The organism is Vreelandella glaciei (assembly GCF_013415125.1).
Classification (GTDB): Bacteria; Pseudomonadota; Gammaproteobacteria; order Pseudomonadales; family Halomonadaceae; genus Vreelandella; species Vreelandella glaciei.
The window spans coordinates 42,158-58,675 of the sequence record NZ_JACCDE010000004.1; the positions used below are offsets into that span (position 1 = coordinate 42,158).

General features: G+C 53.1%; 21 protein-coding genes. 14 read left to right on the plus strand and 7 right to left on the minus strand.

Annotated elements, in window-relative coordinates; translation table 11 throughout:
* Positions 1-18 precede the first annotated feature (18 nt).
* The 4 genes from HZS80_RS03870 (at position 19) to HZS80_RS03885 (ending at position 2,430) form a co-directional block, all read left to right on the plus strand.
* The gene (locus HZS80_RS03870) at positions 19-1,011 is read left to right on the plus strand and encodes a lipid A deacylase LpxR family protein (protein ID WP_045812155.1); all 993 of its coding nucleotides are present in this window, start codon (positions 19-21) and stop codon (positions 1,009-1,011) included.
* Between the two features lie 60 nt (positions 1,012-1,071).
* A complete protein-coding gene (locus HZS80_RS03875; protein ID WP_035559498.1) occupies positions 1,072-1,392 on the plus strand; it encodes a hypothetical protein in 321 nt (106 codons plus the stop codon).
* Between the two features lie 100 nt (positions 1,393-1,492).
* Complete coding sequence (locus tag HZS80_RS03880) at positions 1,493-2,014, plus strand: DUF421 domain-containing protein (protein ID WP_035559501.1); 522 nt, start codon at positions 1,493-1,495, stop codon at positions 2,012-2,014.
* Positions 2,015-2,115: 101 nt separating this feature from the next.
* Positions 2,116-2,430: a DUF6693 family protein gene (locus tag HZS80_RS03885; RefSeq protein WP_035559504.1), complete on the plus strand. Its 315-nt coding sequence runs from the start codon at positions 2,116-2,118 to the stop codon at positions 2,428-2,430.
* Positions 2,431-2,504: 74 nt separating this feature from the next.
* Here HZS80_RS03885 and yghU read toward each other — a convergent pair whose 3' ends face one another.
* Positions 2,505-3,377, minus strand: a complete 873-nt coding sequence (yghU, locus tag HZS80_RS03890) for a glutathione-dependent disulfide-bond oxidoreductase (RefSeq protein WP_035559507.1) — start codon at positions 3,375-3,377, stop codon at positions 2,505-2,507.
* A 106-nt stretch (positions 3,378-3,483) separates the two neighbouring features.
* Here yghU and HZS80_RS03895 point away from each other — a divergent pair, with 106 nt between their 5' ends.
* Complete coding sequence (locus HZS80_RS03895; protein WP_035559510.1) at positions 3,484-4,173, plus strand: aspartate/glutamate racemase family protein; 690 nt, start codon at positions 3,484-3,486, stop codon at positions 4,171-4,173.
* Positions 4,174-4,195: 22 nt separating this feature from the next.
* Here HZS80_RS03895 and HZS80_RS03900 read toward each other — a convergent pair whose 3' ends face one another.
* Together HZS80_RS03900 and HZS80_RS03905 are read right to left on the minus strand one after the other, a co-directional pair.
* Positions 4,196-4,627 (minus strand): organic hydroperoxide resistance protein, encoded by a 432-nt coding sequence (locus HZS80_RS03900; protein ID WP_035559514.1) that lies wholly within the window; start codon positions 4,625-4,627, stop codon positions 4,196-4,198.
* 142 nt (positions 4,628-4,769) lie between these two features.
* Positions 4,770-5,141 (minus strand): MarR family winged helix-turn-helix transcriptional regulator, encoded by a 372-nt coding sequence (locus HZS80_RS03905; RefSeq protein WP_340162610.1) that lies wholly within the window; start codon positions 5,139-5,141, stop codon positions 4,770-4,772.
* A gap of 307 nt (positions 5,142-5,448) precedes the next feature.
* Between HZS80_RS03905 and HZS80_RS03910 the strand changes: the two genes are divergently transcribed.
* The 6 genes from HZS80_RS03910 (at position 5,449) to HZS80_RS03935 (ending at position 11,047) form a co-directional block, all read left to right on the plus strand.
* Entirely contained in the window at positions 5,449-6,522 is a 1,074-nt protein-coding gene (locus HZS80_RS03910) for a TRAP transporter substrate-binding protein (protein WP_035559519.1), read from the plus strand.
* A gap of 70 nt (positions 6,523-6,592) precedes the next feature.
* A complete protein-coding gene (locus HZS80_RS03915; RefSeq protein WP_035559522.1) occupies positions 6,593-7,186 on the plus strand; it encodes a TRAP transporter small permease in 594 nt (197 codons plus the stop codon).
* 2 nt (positions 7,187-7,188) lie between these two features.
* Complete coding sequence (locus tag HZS80_RS03920; RefSeq protein WP_035559525.1) at positions 7,189-8,469, plus strand: TRAP transporter large permease; 1,281 nt, start codon at positions 7,189-7,191, stop codon at positions 8,467-8,469.
* A 29-nt stretch (positions 8,470-8,498) separates the two neighbouring features.
* Positions 8,499-9,026 carry a gluconokinase gene (locus tag HZS80_RS03925; RefSeq protein ID WP_035559529.1) on the plus strand — a complete coding sequence of 176 codons (528 nt, stop codon included), beginning with the start codon at positions 8,499-8,501 and terminating at the stop codon, positions 9,024-9,026.
* Between the two features lie 106 nt (positions 9,027-9,132).
* Positions 9,133-10,128: a gluconate operon transcriptional repressor GntR gene (gene gntR, locus HZS80_RS03930; protein ID WP_035559532.1), complete on the plus strand. Its 996-nt coding sequence runs from the start codon at positions 9,133-9,135 to the stop codon at positions 10,126-10,128.
* Positions 10,129-10,198: 70 nt separating this feature from the next.
* Entirely contained in the window at positions 10,199-11,047 is an 849-nt protein-coding gene (locus HZS80_RS03935; protein WP_035559537.1) for an MOSC domain-containing protein, read from the plus strand.
* Here HZS80_RS03935 and HZS80_RS03940 read toward each other — a convergent pair.
* On the minus strand, positions 11,001-11,906 hold the full coding sequence (locus HZS80_RS03940) for a DMT family transporter (protein WP_035559540.1): 906 nt from the start codon (positions 11,904-11,906) through the stop codon (positions 11,001-11,003). The two genes, HZS80_RS03935 and HZS80_RS03940, sit on opposite strands and share 47 nt — an antisense overlap.
* A 208-nt stretch (positions 11,907-12,114) precedes the next feature.
* Here HZS80_RS03940 and HZS80_RS03945 point away from each other — a divergent pair, with 208 nt between their 5' ends.
* Positions 12,115-12,537 carry an OsmC family protein gene (locus HZS80_RS03945; protein ID WP_035559544.1) on the plus strand — a complete coding sequence of 141 codons (423 nt, stop codon included), beginning with the start codon at positions 12,115-12,117 and terminating at the stop codon, positions 12,535-12,537.
* A 182-nt stretch (positions 12,538-12,719) separates the two neighbouring features.
* On the opposite strand, the gene HZS80_RS03950 is transcribed toward HZS80_RS03945, so the two are convergent.
* Positions 12,720-13,145: a PRC-barrel domain-containing protein gene (locus tag HZS80_RS03950; protein ID WP_035559548.1), complete on the minus strand. Its 426-nt coding sequence runs from the start codon at positions 13,143-13,145 to the stop codon at positions 12,720-12,722.
* A 423-nt stretch (positions 13,146-13,568) separates the two neighbouring features.
* Here HZS80_RS03950 and HZS80_RS03955 point away from each other — a divergent pair, with 423 nt between their 5' ends.
* Positions 13,569-14,525: a L,D-transpeptidase family protein gene (locus HZS80_RS03955; RefSeq protein WP_035559552.1), complete on the plus strand. Its 957-nt coding sequence runs from the start codon at positions 13,569-13,571 to the stop codon at positions 14,523-14,525.
* Between the two features lie 3 nt (positions 14,526-14,528).
* Here HZS80_RS03955 and HZS80_RS03960 read toward each other — a convergent pair whose 3' ends face one another.
* Together HZS80_RS03960 and HZS80_RS03965 are read right to left on the minus strand one after the other, a co-directional pair.
* A complete protein-coding gene (locus HZS80_RS03960) occupies positions 14,529-15,197 on the minus strand; it encodes a 2OG-Fe(II) oxygenase (RefSeq protein ID WP_035559555.1) in 669 nt (222 codons plus the stop codon).
* Entirely contained in the window at positions 15,194-15,865 is a 672-nt protein-coding gene (locus tag HZS80_RS03965) for a CoA pyrophosphatase (protein ID WP_179915240.1), read from the minus strand. The genes HZS80_RS03960 and HZS80_RS03965 overlap by 4 nt, the downstream gene beginning before the upstream one ends.
* 94 nt (positions 15,866-15,959) lie before the next feature.
* Between HZS80_RS03965 and HZS80_RS03970 the strand changes: the two genes are divergently transcribed.
* On the plus strand, positions 15,960-16,517 hold the full coding sequence (locus tag HZS80_RS03970; RefSeq protein ID WP_035559562.1) for an NUDIX hydrolase: 558 nt from the start codon (positions 15,960-15,962) through the stop codon (positions 16,515-16,517).
* The last annotated feature ends 1 nt before the right edge of the window (position 16,518 follow it).

A 16,518-nucleotide genomic window follows, 5' to 3' on the forward strand; every position in this document is an offset into this window, starting at 1 on the left:
AACCTCAAGGAACGAGTAATGAAAGCAATGACCCCTTTACGATGGCAGCTCTTCCCGCTAGTGGCTGTCGTAAGCTTGCTGTCGACGCTGGCGCAGGCCAACGATAGCGTCCTCTCGATTAAGCACGAAAATGATGGCATGGCCAGTAGTGATGATGGCCACTTTACCAGCGGTTTTGAGCTCAATTGGGCGTTTGAACCCGAAGCGCAAAGCTGGACACAGCGCCTGGCGACTGCTTTGCCCGATAGCCTGATAGGCAACGCTGATATGGCCGCTTTCCGGCTCGTGCATCAAATTTATACGCCCAACAATATTGAGCAGCGTGGGTTGATAGAAGATGATCGCCCCTACGCAGGGATTGTTTACGGCGGTATATCGCTCTATGAAGATGTGCCCATGGGGAGCTGGCGACAAGCGACTGACCTGCATCTGGATATTGGTTTGGTTGGGCCCTCGTCACTTGCCGATAGTATTCAGCGTGAGGTACACAGGGTGACCGATAGTGATCGCCCCAATGGCTGGAAGAATCAGCTTGGCGATGAAGCGATCGTCAACGTAGCCATGCGGCGCCAGTGGTGGCACAGCTCCCCATTAATCGGCAAGCAGTTTGCCCATGGCCCTAGTGTCAGCGCCGCTTTGGGCAACCTCTACACCTACGCAAGTGCTGGGTATAGCGTTCGCTGGGGCGATGAGGCGCCCGGCATACCTACGCTGACCCCAAACCCTAGTAGTCGCTACCACATGACTGGAAATAATGGCTGGCAGTGGTATCTGTTTGCGAGCGTAGACGGCTATTACATGGCACAAAATCTGACGCTGGATGGCAATACGTTCAGAAATAGCCGCCACTCGGTTGATCGTAAAGAGTGGGTAGGTGACGTTTCTGCAGGACTGGCGCTGGCTTGGGAAGATTGGCAGGTTACTTACGCCGCAGTGCAGCGCTCGCGTGAATTCGACGGTCAGGAAGAGCAGGATAAGTTTGGGTCCATCACGCTATCTAAGCGCTTCTAAAATTAGTTAAGCTTTGGGCGCCTTTCAGAAGGAAAGTGTGTAGGTGGGAGGAAACAATTCATGGCCAAACAATATCCCCATACCCCTGATGGGCGCTACTTTGTGGCCAAAAATCGCCTGTGGCGCTGCACTGATCCGCGCTTAGATGAAGAGCAAAAGCGCACTCATATCAAAGAGTTGATGAAAGCACGTCGAGCCGTCAGAACGGCCCAGCAGCACGGTGATGACGACGCGCTTCGTCAAGCCCGTGACGCGGTTCAGGCTGCTAAAGAAGCATTAGGTGAGCGTGGCCCGGTGTGGTGGGATGATAATGCCCCTGATGAAGGCGGCTTTGCGCCCCATAACAGTTCCTATGCCAAGTGGTGGGAGAGCCAACTCTAAATATCTTTCTAGCGTACACAATAGGCTCGGAGCTGTTAGCCTAAGCAGGGCGGCAAGCAAACTCTTTGCCTATCGCTAAGTGACCAAGGATAAAGCGCATATGGAAATGGTATTTTTTAATGGCTGGGGCAGCGTGTTACGTATTCTGATTATCGGATTATTGGCGTACGCCACGCTGATTCTCTTCTTACGCCTTTCAGGCAACCGCACGCTGTCGAAAATGAACGCCTTCGATTTAATTGTCACGGTGGCACTGGGTTCCACGCTGGCGACCGTACTGCTGTCTAAAAATGTGGTATTGGCGGATGGAGCTGTCGCGTTAGCGCTGCTGATTTCACTTCAATTTATAATTACGTGGACCAGTGTGCGGTTTCGATGGGTACGTCGATTAGTGACCGGTGAGCCACTGATGCTGCTCTATCAGGGTGAGTTTCTATTAACTTCACTGCGAAAAGCGCGGGTAACCCAAGACGAAGTGCTTTCCGCTATCCGTAGTAGTGGGCTTAGTGATGTAGCCGACGTAGAGGCCGTTGTTATAGAAACAGATGGCTCACTAAGCGTTGTTAAGCGTCATGCAGAGAGCAGTCATTCGAGTTTAGAGGGTGTTCGTGGCCCCCGGTGAAGCCCATGCAAAACTCATTTTTCTAAGTTAAATTAATTTTTACGTTCACGTTTGTGCCTGGCAGTGGTATTCTTCGCCACTGTTAATTTTAAGGACGCAAAGTGAATATCAAAGCAGATCTTTCCATTCTTGATATTATTGGCCATCTGATTATTTGGGTGGTACTCAGTATCGTTACTTTTGGTATAGCGCTATTTTTCTTCCCTTATTCGTTTTCGCGGTTTGTTATTAACCGTACTTCGGTAGTGGATGCTGCTGGGGTAGAGCGAAAAATGGTTTGCGATATCAACCTGTTCAGCAACATCGGCCACATTATCCTCTGGATGTTGATTTCGCTGGTCACCTTTGGGCTGGGATATATTTTCTACTTCTACCGGGTATGGAATTACGCCTTGAATAACTCACGGGTTGAATAATCTTAGCCTTTGAGTTGAAAGCGACCAAGAGCCTACGCTGAGAGATCAAGCGTAGGCTCTTTCTTAGCGGTTAATTACTCGTTATCAGCCAGTTTATCTTGAGTACGAAGCTCAAAGTCGCTGGCATCATGACGTTCGTGCAGCTGCTCGTGAGGTTCGCCCCAGGTGCGATTTACCATGCGCCCGCGTTTAACGGCGGGGCGCTCATCGAGCTCTTCGGTCCAGCGTAGAACGTTTTTGTAGGTGTGTGCCTCCAAAAACTCCGCCGCTTCGTAAACGCGGTTTTTCACTAGCGCGCCATACCATGGATGAATCGCCATATCGGCAATGGTGTACTCATCGCCTGCCATAAAGCGGTTATCCGCCAAATGGCGATCAAGTACATCAAGCTGACGCTTCACTTCCATGGTGTAGCGGTCAATCGGGTACTGGTACTTTTCAGGTGCGTAGGCATAGAAATGACCAAAACCGCCGCCTAACATTGGCGCGCTGCCCATTTGCCAAAATAGCCAAGAGAGGCATTCGGTCCGTTTCGCGGGGTCATGGGGTAGGAAAGCGTCAAACTTCTCAGCCAGATAGAGCAGAATCGCCCCCGACTCAAATACCCGCTGGGGTGGAGTGGTCGAGTGATCCATCAGTGCGGGAATTTTAGAGTTGGGGTTCACCTCGACAAAGCCGCTGCTGAACTGATCGCCTTCGCCAATTTGAATCAGGTAAGCGTCGTATTCGGCGCCCGTTATGCCTTTCTCCAGCAACTCTTCCAGCATCACGGTGACTTTGACACCGTTGGGTGTGGCGAGGGAGTAAAGCTGAAGAGGATGTTTGCCCACCGGCAGGGCCTTGTCATGAGTAGGGCCAGCAATTGGGCGATTGATATTGGCAAACTTACCGCCGTTGCCAGGTTCCCATTTCCAAACGCTCGGGGGAGTATAGGTGTTGTCGCTCATTCGTTTCCTCGCTATAAATATTTTATCGGTGTCAAAGCGGCTACTAGATTTGGCTGGTGATTAGCCTGTTAATAAAGTAGTCCATTTTCCTAAATTGAGGTGGCGGATGCGTATCATTGGTGTGCTAGGTGGTATGAGCTGGGAGTCGACCCAAGGCTACTACCGAGCCCTAAACGAGGGCGTAAAAGCGGCGCTAGGTGGTTTTCATTCGGCTAAGATCGTGATGGTTAGCGTCGATTTTGCCGAGATTGAAGCATTACAGCAGCAGGGCGATTGGCAGACCGCTGGCGAACTGCTGGCCAACGCTGCCCAAAGCGTCGAGCGAGCGGGCGCAGACTGCCTGTTGATTGCCACCAACACCATGCATAAGGTGGCGCCCGCTATTGAGCAGGCGATTACCATTCCGCTGCTGCATATTGCCGATGCTACGGCTGAGCAGCTCACCGCCGACGGTATCACGCGCGTCGGCCTATTGGGTACGCGCTTTACCATGGAGCAGGACTTTTATATCGGCCGCTTAAAGCAGTTCGGTATTGAGGTCGTGGTGCCCGATCAGTCTGAGCGCGACACTATCCATCGGGTGATCTTTGATGAACTTTGCCAGGGCCGTGTAGAAGCTGCATCGCGGCAACGCTACTTAGCAATCATTGATTCTCTGCATGCTCATGGCGCCCAGGCGGTGATTTTAGGCTGTACTGAAATTGCCATGCTGGTAAGCCAGCAAGATACCGCGGTGCCGCTTTATGACACCACCGCTCTGCATGTGGAGAGAGCGGTGGTGTGGGCACTAACATGATGACTTAAATGAATAACGACGCTTAGACCAACGTCAGAGTGACATTGATGTTGCCACGGGTGGCGTTTGAGTAGGGGCATACGATATGGGCTTTATCGACCAACTGCTGAGCGACTTCCTGCTCTAGGCCTGGAAGGCTGATTTTTAGCTCAACTTCAATGCCAAAGCCGGTTGGGATGGCGCCAATACCTACATGCCCATCAATTTTGGTTTCTTGGGGCAGTTTTACTTTTTCCTGGCTCGCCACGTGCTTCAGTGCGCCTAGAAAGCAGGCAGAGTAGCCTGCTGCGAAAAGCTGTTCGGGGTTAGTGCCATCACCGCCAGCACCGCCTAACTCTTTCGGCGTGCTGAGTTTGACATCGAGTGCGCCATCAGAAGATTTGGCATGGCCTTCACGGCCGCCAGTAGCGGTTGCGTGGGCACGATAAACAACGTTTTCGATAGTGGTCGTCATATTGATTCTCCTGTCAGCGTTATTAATTATGAACCTACGCTTTTAATTTAGTGCAGCTTTATTTTGTGCGCAAGATAAATGGCGAATTAATTTGGTTGCACTTTGCCAAAGACGAAAATCGAATGACGCCAAAGGCAAAGGGCTACTGACTTTTTTGTAAGCTATCGCGCAGTCGCACCAGATCTTCTTTTAGCGTGGTCAATGCTTCGATTGATTGTTCGCTCGCATGCACCACGCAGCTAGGGATGTGGTAAGCCTGTTCACGCAGCTCCTTACCTTTATCGGTAAGGTAAAGCTCTACTACACGCTCATCATGATGACTGCGTTTGCGATTCAACAAGTGGTCGGCTTCCAGGCGCTTAAGGAGCGGCGTAAGCGAACCAGGATCAGTGAGTAGGCGCTTACTCATCGTGCCAACGGTAATGCCATCGTTTTGCCATAAAACAAGCATGGCAAGGTATTGCGGGTAAGTAAGCCCCAACTCTTTGAGCAGAGGTTTATACACCTTGGTCATCATTAACGAAGTTGAATAGAGCGCAAAGCAGAGCTGATGATCAAGTTCTAGTTCGCTACAAGATGGTTGCACAAGTATGGGTTCCGATCCGAAATATGTAGGGTAATGTAGCGCGCGAAGCAGTAAGTGGCTATCCCTAGACGTTGGTCGTAAGTTGGCAGTTTTGTTTTGACACGCACTTGGCAGCTAGCTAGCCTTCGCATCATTAATGTTACCGGTAACAATTTGGTGCTCATTAAATTAGCCAGTAACAACTCAATTCTTACCCATTCACCGTTAACAACAACGAATATTTGGAGATCACGCGATGACAACTATTTGGCGCAGCACGCTAACCCTGGTCGGTGCGACCACACTGACGTTTGGTATGGCGCATGCTCAAAGCCCAGAACTCTCTGATCCGCCTGAGATCGAGGGCGAGGTAGTCGGCGATCATGGCTCGCATACACTACGTATGGGCATCGGCCTTGCGGAAAGCTCGCCACAGTTCTTGTCTAGCCAATATTTTGGTGAGATTTTGGAGCAGCGTACCGACGGTCGCATTAAGGTTAACGTTTTCCCTAACAGCCAGTTAGGTGACGACGTTCAGATGTTGGAAATGCTGCAAACCGGCACGCTGGATATGACTTACCCGTCTAGCTCCGCCACTACTGGCTACGTTGAACAGCTTGCCGCTTTTGACCTGCCGTTCCTGCTGCCTAGCCGTGAAGCCGCGGTAGCCGTTATGCAGAGCGATGTGGCCCAAGGCATGCTGGACGCCTTTGATGGTACCGGCCTGAAAGCACTTGCGTTCTCTGAGAATGGCTATCGCCAGCTCTCTAACAGTGCTCGCCCGGTGGCAAGTCCTGACGACGTAGCAGGTCTTGATGTGCGCGGTTTAAGCGTTCGCACCATGGAAAACCCGGTGCATCTAGCGATTTGGGAAGCCTTAGGCGCTAACCCAACGCCGATGGCTTTTGGTGAGCTTTTCTCGGCGATGGAGCAGGGCGTGGTAGATGGCCAGGAAAACCCTTGGAGCACCATCCTGACCTCGAATTTTAATGAAGTACAGGATTATGGCACCGAAACACGCCACGTCTATACTCCCTTTATCATGATGCTTTCTGAGCGTACTTGGGAGCGCATGGCACCCGAATATCAGGAACTGGTACTGGAAGCAGCGCGTCAGTCAGCCGACTATGAAATTCAGCTGTCAGCTGAGTACGATGACTGGTCACGTGATCAGTTGGCAGAGCGTGGTATGGAAATTACCCGCTTGGACGATGAGCAGTTAGCCGCTTTCCAAGAAGCCACTCAGCCGGTTTATGAAGAGTGGGCGCCGCGCATTGGTGAAGACCTGATCGCGGACATTCAGAAGATCGTTGAAGAGAGCAGCAACTAAACCTTACGTTTAGCGCACCGTTGGGCAGGCCATCGAGCCTGCCCAACGTGTCAGTGCCCCTGGAGCTCCTATGTCACTCTCCTCTACACCCCCTAATACTCCTACGCCGATTGAAGATCCCTCGGTGTATCTGGACGACCCAAATCGCAAGTTGCTGGAAATCGATACCGATACCCGCCAAGGCCCAGTAGTGTTCCGCTGGCTGACCTTAGGCATGGAGTATCTGATCGGCGCCATTTTAGTGGCGTTGATCGTGTCCGTTTCATGCAACGTGGTGGGGCGTGCGCTGTTTAATTACTCCCTGCCCTGGGCAGATGAGTTGGCTCGTATGCTGTTTATATGGCTGGTATTTATCGGTGCCGCTGCAGCATTTTCCCGTTACGAGCACATTGCCGTTGATGCTTTGGTGCGGCGCTTGCCGCTGCGCTTGGCGCACATGCTCTATTTGCTGCAGCACCTGATTATCACCGCCCTCATGGTGGTCATGATTTGGGGTGGCTACCAAGTGCTGTCGCGTTCAAGCGGGCGCTCAGCGATTATGGATGTGCCATTGAGCTTCATTAGCCTTTCGCTGGTGTTGTGCGTCATCTTTATTGCGGTGGTATCGAGTTGGCGGATGTGGGTCAGCCTAAACGTTATTCGCCATCCTGAGCGGGAGCGCTAATCATGCTATGGATTTTTCTGGCTATTTTATTGGCCTCTATCGTTATTGGGTTACCTATTGCCTTTGGCTTGGGCGTGGCGGCGCTGGTCATGGCGGTGCTATCTGATATTCCGCTGTCGATCATGATCGAGCAGTCGATTCGTGGTGTAAACAGCTTCCCGCTGCTCGCTATCCCGTTCTTTATTTTAGTCGGTGAGGTGATGAGCAATGGCGGTATCGCTCGTCGCTTGATGGAGCTGGCTGGCGCTTTGGTCGGCTTTATGCGCGGCGGGCTAGGGCAGGTTGCCATTACCGGTTCGATGTTCTTTGGTGGCATCAGTGGGTCAGCGGTGGCCGATACGGCTGCTACCGGCGCGATGATGATTCCCTCCATGAAAGAGCAGGGCTACACCGCGGCTAATGCTACCGCGATCAACACCGTGTCCTCGGTGATCGGGATCATTATTCCGCCCTCCATCCCGCTGATTCTGTACGGCATCGTCACTGAAACCTCGATTAGCCGCCTGTTTATCGCCGGTATCATTCCGGGTCTGTTGATTGGCTTTGCGCTGATGGTGACCACCTATATTCTTGCTAAAAAGGATGGCGGCGGTGTGCAGCAGTTCCGCTGGGATCGCCTCTGGAAAGCCTTCAAAGATGCCTGGCTTGCGCTGGTACTCCCGGTCATCGTAATTGGCGGTATTATTGGAGGTGTATTTACCGCAACCGAAGCGGCCGTAGCGGCATTGCTTTATGCGCTGGCTATTTCGCTGGTGGTTTACCGTGAGTTCAAGCTCAAAGAGCTCGGCGGTATGCTGATTCGTACTGCTCGTTTGACCGGTATGGTGATGATGCTGCTAGCGTTTGCGACGGTGATTGCTTGGTTCCTAACCATTAATATGGTGCCGCAAACCCTGGTCAGCCAAGTGCAGGCGATTACCCAAGACCCGTTCCTGTTACTGCTGATTGTGGCAACGTTGCTGTTGTTGGTGGGCTTTGTCATGGACTTGACTCCGGCCATGGTCATCATGGCGCCGATGCTAGCGCCTATTGTCACCTCGGTGGGCGTTGATGCGGCTTACTTTGGCGTACTAATGGCCTTTGTATTGGGCATCGGGCTGCTAACCCCGCCGGTTGGCACCTGCCTTTACGTCGGTTGTGGTGTGGGCAAAGTCTCCATGGAGTCTTTGGTCAAAGCGATGCTACCTTACTACGTAGCGCTCCTCGTCGTGCTGGTGATCCTGATCGCCTTCCCGGGTATCGTTACCTGGCTGCCTGATCTTACCGCTGTGCGCGGCAACTGAGGTTCTTGGTAATGAATAGGAGAGCTTCTGTGAAGACCCTCTCGCATCGTATTTTAGTGATGGGTGTGTCTGGCTCTGGGAAGTCGCACATTGGCCGCCAGTTGGCCCAAACCGTAGGGGCGACGTTCATTGATGGCGACGATTACCATTCGCCCGCCAATGTAGCCAAAATGGCCAGCGGCACACCGCTCAATGACGATGACCGGAGCGAGTGGCTCGATACGTTGGCAGCGCTATTCGCCGAGTATCGGGCCAGAGATGCGTCGTTGGTGATTGCCTGCTCAGGGTTGAAAAGGCGCTACCGTGACCGGCTGCGCCAAGGCGACTCAGCGCTGCAGATTCTCTACTTAGAGGGCACGCAAGAGCTGCTGCTTGAGCGGCTAGAAACCCGAGCAGGGCACTTCTTCAAAGGCGATACCATGTTGGCCAGTCAATTGGCTGATTTAGAACCGCCTGATGAAGAGGAGGCGTTTAACGCCTCCATTGCCCTGTCGCCCATGCAAATCGTCGATCAATTTGCTGCCACGCTGCCGCTACCCAGCCGCACACTAAGCTAACGCACACTAGGCTAACGCTCACTAGGCAAAAGAGTTAATAGGTATTGAGGCCGCTGATTGAAGGGGCGGCCTCAATGCTCCCCCACTGCATAAGGCAGTTACCCCTTTGAAGAAAAAACGCCCCACCCTACAGGACATTGCCGACCACGTAGGGGCTACCAAAATGACGGTAAGCCGCTGCCTGCGTGAACCTGAAACGGTTTCGGAAGGGCTTCGTGAGCGCATTTTCTCGATTGCCGAACAGATTGGCTATATTCCCAACCGTGCGCCCGATTTACTTTCCAGGGCCACCAGTCATTCGATTGGCGTGCTGGTGCCGTCGCTGACCAACCAAGTGTTCGCCGATATCATTGTCGGCATTGAGGCGTTAACGGAACCAGCGGGCTATCATTTAATGCTCTCTCACTATGGCTATAGCCCTGAGCTTGAAGAGCGCAGCCTAGCTTCATTGCTTTCCTATAACGTCGATGGCGTTATCCTTTCTGACCGTGATCACACGCCGCGTAGCCTGCGTATGCTGGAAACCGCCGGGATCCCGATTGTCGAAATCATGGACACCCATCGCCCTCCGCTACAACAGACCGTGGGCTACGACAACGTACAAGCCGCCTATGACATGGTGAGTGAGATGATCCGCCGCGGCCGTCGCCAAGTGATTTATCTGGCGGTTCGTTTGGATGAACGTACCCGGCAGCGTGAGTTGGGCTACCGCCGTGCCATGGAAGAGCACGGATTGCCGCCGGTGACGCTGCAAAGCACCCAACGCTCTTCTTATAGTGTGGGAGCAGCCCTACTCAAGCAGGTGTTAGTCGACTACCCAGCAGCGGATGGCCTGTTTTGTACCAATGACGACGTTGCCGTAGGCGCTTACTTTGAATGCCAGCGACGCGGTATTGAGGTGCCTGGGCGCATGGCCTTGGCGGGCTTTCATGGCCACGATGTGGGCCATGTGATGACACCACGCTTGGCCAGCGTGGTGACACCGCGCCAGGCCATCGGCGAAGCAGCAGCGGGGCAGCTGTTAGCGCGTATTCGCGGTGAGCCACTGACCCAGAAAGTGGTGGATTTAGGCTACCGTATCGAAACAGGCATGACGCTATAGGCCATGCTTTTGAGTAGCGATCACCATTGTGAGTGGCTAAAGTAGCCTTTTTACTTGTCGCGAGGCTGCCGTGCAGATTACCCAACTCAACATCTACCCCGTAAAGTCGCTAAAAGGCATCAGCGTTAATCACAGCGAGCTACAAGAGCACGGGCTCGCCTGGGATCGCCGCTGGATGTTGGTGGACGCCCAGCAACGCTTTATTACCCAGCGACAACTCCCTGCGCTCGCCACCATTGAGGTCGCTCTCACCGATGAGTACTTGGTGCTATCTCACCCTGGCGTTGACCCAATGAACATACCGCTGGCAGAACCCGCCGGTAATTTGCGCCTGGTCAGCGTGTGGAATGATCACTGTAAAGCTCTGCCGGAGAGCGAAGATGTTTCTCGCTGGTTAGTCGCTGCCTTGGGCGCACAGGCCCAAGGGCTGAGTTTGGTGCGTTTTGCGACTGAATTTACCCGGTCAGTCGAAGAGGATTTTCTTGACGGTGGAGCGGCGCATACCTACTTTTCCGATGGTTACCCGTTTCTGATAACGTCCACGGGCTCGTTGGACGCACTTAATCAAGCGTTGGTGGCAAAAGGGGGCACGCCAGTGCCCATGAACCGTTTCCGGCCCAATATTGTGGTAGAGAGCGATGAAGCGTGGGCTGAAGACCGTTGGGCGACGCTTTCTGAACAAAAGGGAGCTTTCCAACTAGCGTTGCGCAAGCCCTGTAAGCGCTGCAAAATCACTACCATCGATCAGTATACGGCGACAGTACCAGCTCCTGCTGAGCCGCTAAAAACCTTGATTGAGCTTAATACTCAGCCCGCCTTGAAAGGCGCCCACTTTGGCCAGAACGCCACATTGCTCGAAGGCGCAGGCAGCATTATTCGTGTGAAGGATAGACTGGCGGCGGCGTCTCGCGACGCTTGACGCGTAGCAGTTTAGTGGCGATTGCCGTGCCGATCAGGGTAATGACCATACCCGCGATAATCTGAACGTTTAGCGTCTCTCCCAGCAGTAGATAACCCCATATTAGCGCGCTCACCGGCACCAGGAACGTCACCGTTGAGGTGGCGGTGGCGCCCGCGCTGGCGAGTAAGCCGAAGTAGAGCAGGAAGGCCAGGGTGGTGCTTAGCGCTGCCAGTGCCAGTGCGTTTCCCCAGGCCAGAGTGCTAATGGGCTCGCTTGGCCATAATAGAATGCCAGGAATCAGCAGCACTAACGCTGACATGGCACTGCTGCCTGCGGCGAGTACACGTGTGGGCAGATGGCCAAGGCGCGTTTTCGAGTAGTTGCCTGCAATGCCATAGCAAAAAGTGGCGCCTAAGACAGCCAAAATAAACCAGCCGTCACCGCCCAGGGCGAAATCAAGTCGATCCGCTGAGAGCACATAGACTCCCAGCAGTGCCAGGGCGAGGCCTAAGTACTGCTGGCGCTGTATGGCGGTAGCGAAAAACAGTGCGCCGATCAGTGCAGTAAAAATCGGCGTGGTAGCGTTAATTAATGAGGTAAAGCCCGCCTCTAGTCGCGTAGTGGCAAGTGCCAATAACGAAAAGGGCAGTACGTGATTCACAATACCTAAAAAAAGCAGCGGGCCCTTATGCTGCCAGATCAATCGCAGGTAATGCAGGCTGATCAACAGCGGCATCAATAGCAGTGCGCCAATTCCCATACGTACCAACACTAACGGTACCGCCCCGAATTCGGGGGCGGCCACGCGCATAAAGATAAACGAAAGGCCCCACAGGGAAGAGAGCAGAATCAAGCGCAGCGCATCAGCTGATGACATGGCGTGTCCTTAACAGTAACGCAGTTAGGTAGCTAACTAGCTTACGGCTGAACGAGAGTCGATGGAAGCGATGGAAGTACGGGGGCGGCAGAGAAACAAAAAATCAGCTACGCTGGTGAGGTGGTCAAGCGGCAACCGTCGCCGGGCCCACACAGACATTTACACTTGACAATATGTTTACGCATATTGGCACACACAAGGAGTTGTTATGGATCGTACAGCTAGCGCACGTTGGGAAGGTGGTCTTAAGGATGGCAAAGGCACCATTTCAACCGAAAGTGGCGTTTTAGATGCCAGTTACTCCTTCAGCAAGCGCTTTGAAGATGAAAAAGGCACTAATCCTGAGGAACTGATTGGTGCAGCACACGCCAGCTGCTTCTCCATGGCGCTCTCCATGATTTTAGGTGAGAAAGGCTATACTGCTGATTCTATTGAGACCAGCGCTAAAGTAACCCTTTCCCAGAGCGATGTAGGGTTTGATATTTCTAAAATCCATCTGGATGTAGTCGCTGCCATCAGTGGCGCCGACGACGCAGCTTTCCAGGAAGCAGCGGAAACGGCGAAAGCTAATTGCCCTGTTTCCAAAGTCCTTAATGCGGATATCAGCATGACGGCCAAACTGAAAGCCTAATTTTTATTTAGGCTATAGTTTGCTCATAAGTAGGTGGTTTTCTTAACATAGATGGCTTGCGTACAAGCAGTGTGCGCGAGCCATTTTGCTGCCTGAGTTGATTAGAATCTTTTAAATATTTTTTAATGGCAAACATTAAAAAGCCTTGGCCATTGCCAAGGCTTTTAGTAACTAATGAGCGCTTATTCGTCGTTATCGTTGTCGCGGTTATACTCTTCAGCTGCTTCAAGCGCATCTTCTGACGCATTAACGGAAATGACATAGTCTTCGCCATCTTCGTCTTTTGTCAGCTCAAGTGAGTCCCATTCGATAGCGACGTTTTTCTCGCCCATACCGAGGAAGCCACCAACGCCCACCACGACAGCGTTGATTTGACCGTCTTCATCAATTACTAGATCGGTGATGGTGCCGATATCTTCGTCATCTTCAACGCTGCTTTTGACTTGATTGCCAGTTAAGGCATCAGCATGGAAAGTGTTTTCTGGCGCTTCTGTTAAGTAAGTCGCTTCCATGGTGGTGGTATTCTCTTCAGCATTCACACTGCCAGCGGCAAACATAAAGGCTGGAACCATGAGAGTACCTAGAATAGCGGGTTTAATATTTTTCATTTTGCTTGCTCCTTGCGATTTTATTGAGCTTAACGACTCCGCGTAACAACCCGAATAAATCAATAGTGTCGATTTTGGCTTCGTTTAAAATAAACGATAGCTACCCCGATACTATTATTCCTGAGTGTGTTAATTATCCTGGCGATGTAATGCATCAGGATAATTGACGCTATCTTGCGCTTCACTGCGCTAAGACAGCTATCAGGTTAGTTGCTGTGTTCAAAAATACAACCTTTCAATTGAAACTTTTAGGTAACACGATCGTTTCAGTTTCACGCCCATTGGCCTAGGCCCGTGCCCTAGTGCGACAGTCTGTCGAGTTGACCCGCTCCCGCCCAGTGTTCATATTCGTCTCCAAATGACTCGCTTTTTGTCCACGGTTTGATAAAAAGCGAGGTCGCATAAAAAGGAGAATCCCTGACCATGACATCTCGCCCTTTGCAGTATTTAAAGCAGTTCTGCGTCAGCAGCGTTGCGCTAGGCGCTTGGCTATTAGCCTCAAGCGCTGTAGCCGATAGCAGCGAACTGCCCAAAGGCCATTTTCTGCTGCCTGAAGAGGGCAATATGGTGGGCCAAGTGTATACCGTTACGGCAACCGAAGAGGATACGCTGCTGGACATTGCCCGGGCGCACAACGTGGGCTACGAAGAAATTCGTATGGCCAACCCGGATACCAGCCTCTGGGTACCGGGAGAAGGTACCGCGGTGACGATCCCTGGGCAGTATATTCTTCCCGATGAGGCGCGCAGCGGCATTGTGATCAACGTAGCGGAGCTGCGCCTTTACTACTACCCCGAGGTAGCCGAGGGCGAGACGCCGCGGGTCGAAACATACCCTATTGGTATCGGCAGGGATGCTTATAACACCCCGCTGGGCATTACCGAAACCACCATGCGGCTTGAAAACCCTGCCTGGTATCCACCTGAGTCTATTCGCCGTGAAGCCGCTGAACGGGGCGACCCAGCCCCTGCAGTGGTTCCCCCTGGTGCCGATAATCCCTTGGGTGAATACGCTATTTTGCTGGATATTCCCGGTTACCTGATCCATGGCACCAACCAGCCCGATGGTATTGGTATGCGGGCTAGCCGAGGCTGTATCCGCATGCACCCGGAAGACATCGAGTCGGTCTTCTGGCGGGTGCCGGTAGGCACTCAGGTCAACATTATCGATTCGCCGATCAAAGTAGGCTGGGGTGAAGGGAAAGAGAGTTACATACAGGCCTTCACAGCAACGGATGAGCAAGCATTTGGTATGGAAACGCTGTTAAACGTTGTTGGTTTAATTGAACAGCATGACGGTGGAAACACTGCCAGCATCAACTACGAGCAGGTAAGTGAAATATTAGAGCGAGCGAATGGCCAGATCGTGCCGATTAGCTAAATGCTAGCGTGCTGGATCCAGCACCCCACCCAGTGATGCATTGCTCCGAAACCAGCCCGCAATGCTAGTACGCGGGCAGCGGGTAGGTAGCACTTCGTGGGGAATGGTTTCAGATAAGAAGCAGGCGAAGGTGCCTGCTTCGGGTACCACCCGGGCGACCTCTTGGCTGGGGTCGTCAGGGTGGTAGATCACCATCTCACCGCCACCGTCGCTGGGCCAGTCTGGCGTCAAATAGCCGACCGTAGATATCACGCGGTTGGCACGGCCGCGAAAGCTATCCAGGTGACGTTGATAAAAAGCCCCCGGTGGATAGTGGGCAAAGTGGGCCTCGTACTCAAATAAGCCCAAAAACAGCGCGTGGTTAAGCGCCTGCTGTAGCTCGCTCATGGCGTCTAAGTATCGCCGTTGGGCAGCGCTTTCTCGATCGAGCCAATGAATAGCGTCACCGCGGATATCTTTACGCAGCAGGTGCTGTTGGCCGCGACCAATGCCCGCTTCATCCAGTCCATTATAGGCCGCCCGGTGTAGAAGCTCATTATTTAGCGCGTCGCACAGTGCCAGGTCAATAACTCCGCGGCCCACATACCAGCCCTGTTCAACCAGCGCATCGACAAGAGCGACCTGCGTCGCGGGCTGAAGCGCAGGTGATGACGTAGCAACACTGGGAGTCATTGGTTGGATCTCGATGGCGCCGAACTGGAAACGGTCGTAGAGGATGTAGAAAGACGGTTTTTGCGCTCAGGGTGGTGGCGCAGCGGCCCCTGGGGGCGCTGATATAAATCAATTGGCATGCCAAAGCCTTCCGCCAGCAATTCCACCAGCATCATCGCCGAAAGCCCCCAAATCACATGGCCGTCCACATGATAGCTGGGCACGTAGTGGGCAACGCCATCCACGGTAATTACGTCGGTATGCGTACGGTGATCGTCTAGAAAGTGACTTAGCGGCACTTCAAAAATAGCGTCTAGCTCGCCGGGGTCGGCAATCAGCGGTAAATCCGGCGGAATAATGCCCACCCAGGGGGTAACGCGAATACCGTGCAGGGAAATAACGTCCGACAGCCGCCCCAGGGGTTGCACCAGAGCGGGGTCGAGGGCAATCTCCTCTTCTGCCTCGCGCAGCGCGGTGGCGTAAAGGTCGCTATCAAAGGGCTCGCGCTTGCCGCCTGGGAACGCAACCTGACCGCTATGAGTGCTCAAATGGTTGGCCCTGCGGGTAAACAGCAAGGTAGGCGCTGGGCGTTCGACAATCGGCAACAGCACGGCGGCCTCGGGCATCACGATGTGATCCAAGCGTTGAGGGGTTAGCTGTTGCAGCTGTTTACGCAGTTTCTCTAACATGGGGCATCCCGTTACTTTGTTCTCTTTTACCCAGCAGCGGTCGTTGACGTCAAGCGCGTCGAGGCTTCTATTCACTAGCCGTTGAGAATACGCGATGAACTTTTGCAGCCAGTGTGGTGATAAAGTACGTTTTGCCGTCCCTGAAGGCGATGACCGCCCGCGCTACCTGTGCGATGCCTGCGGCACGATTCACTATCAAAACCCACGCATTGTGGCCGGTACGCTGCCCGTTAGCGGTAGTAAAGTGCTGCTCTGTAAGCGGGCGATTTCACCGCGCAAAGGCTACTGGACGCTGCCCGCTGGCTATATGGAAAATGCCGAATCAACCCAGCAGGCAGCTTCTAGAGAGACACGTGAAGAGGCCTGTGCCGAAGTCGAACTGGCCAACCTCTACACCTTGATTGACCTGCCGCATATCAATCAGGTGTATATGATTTTCCGTGCCGAGCTAGTCGGTGGCTTCAGTGCCGGGCCGGAGAGCCTGGAAGTCGCGCTATTTGAAGAGCATGAAATCCCCTGGGATGAATTGGCTTTCACCACCATTGAGCGCACCCTACGTCACTTTTACGCTGATCGCGCCCTCAATGAGTTTCCGCTGCATATCAGCATGGTGACCCCAGAAGACCGCGAACGCTATTTTGGTAGCGCGTGAG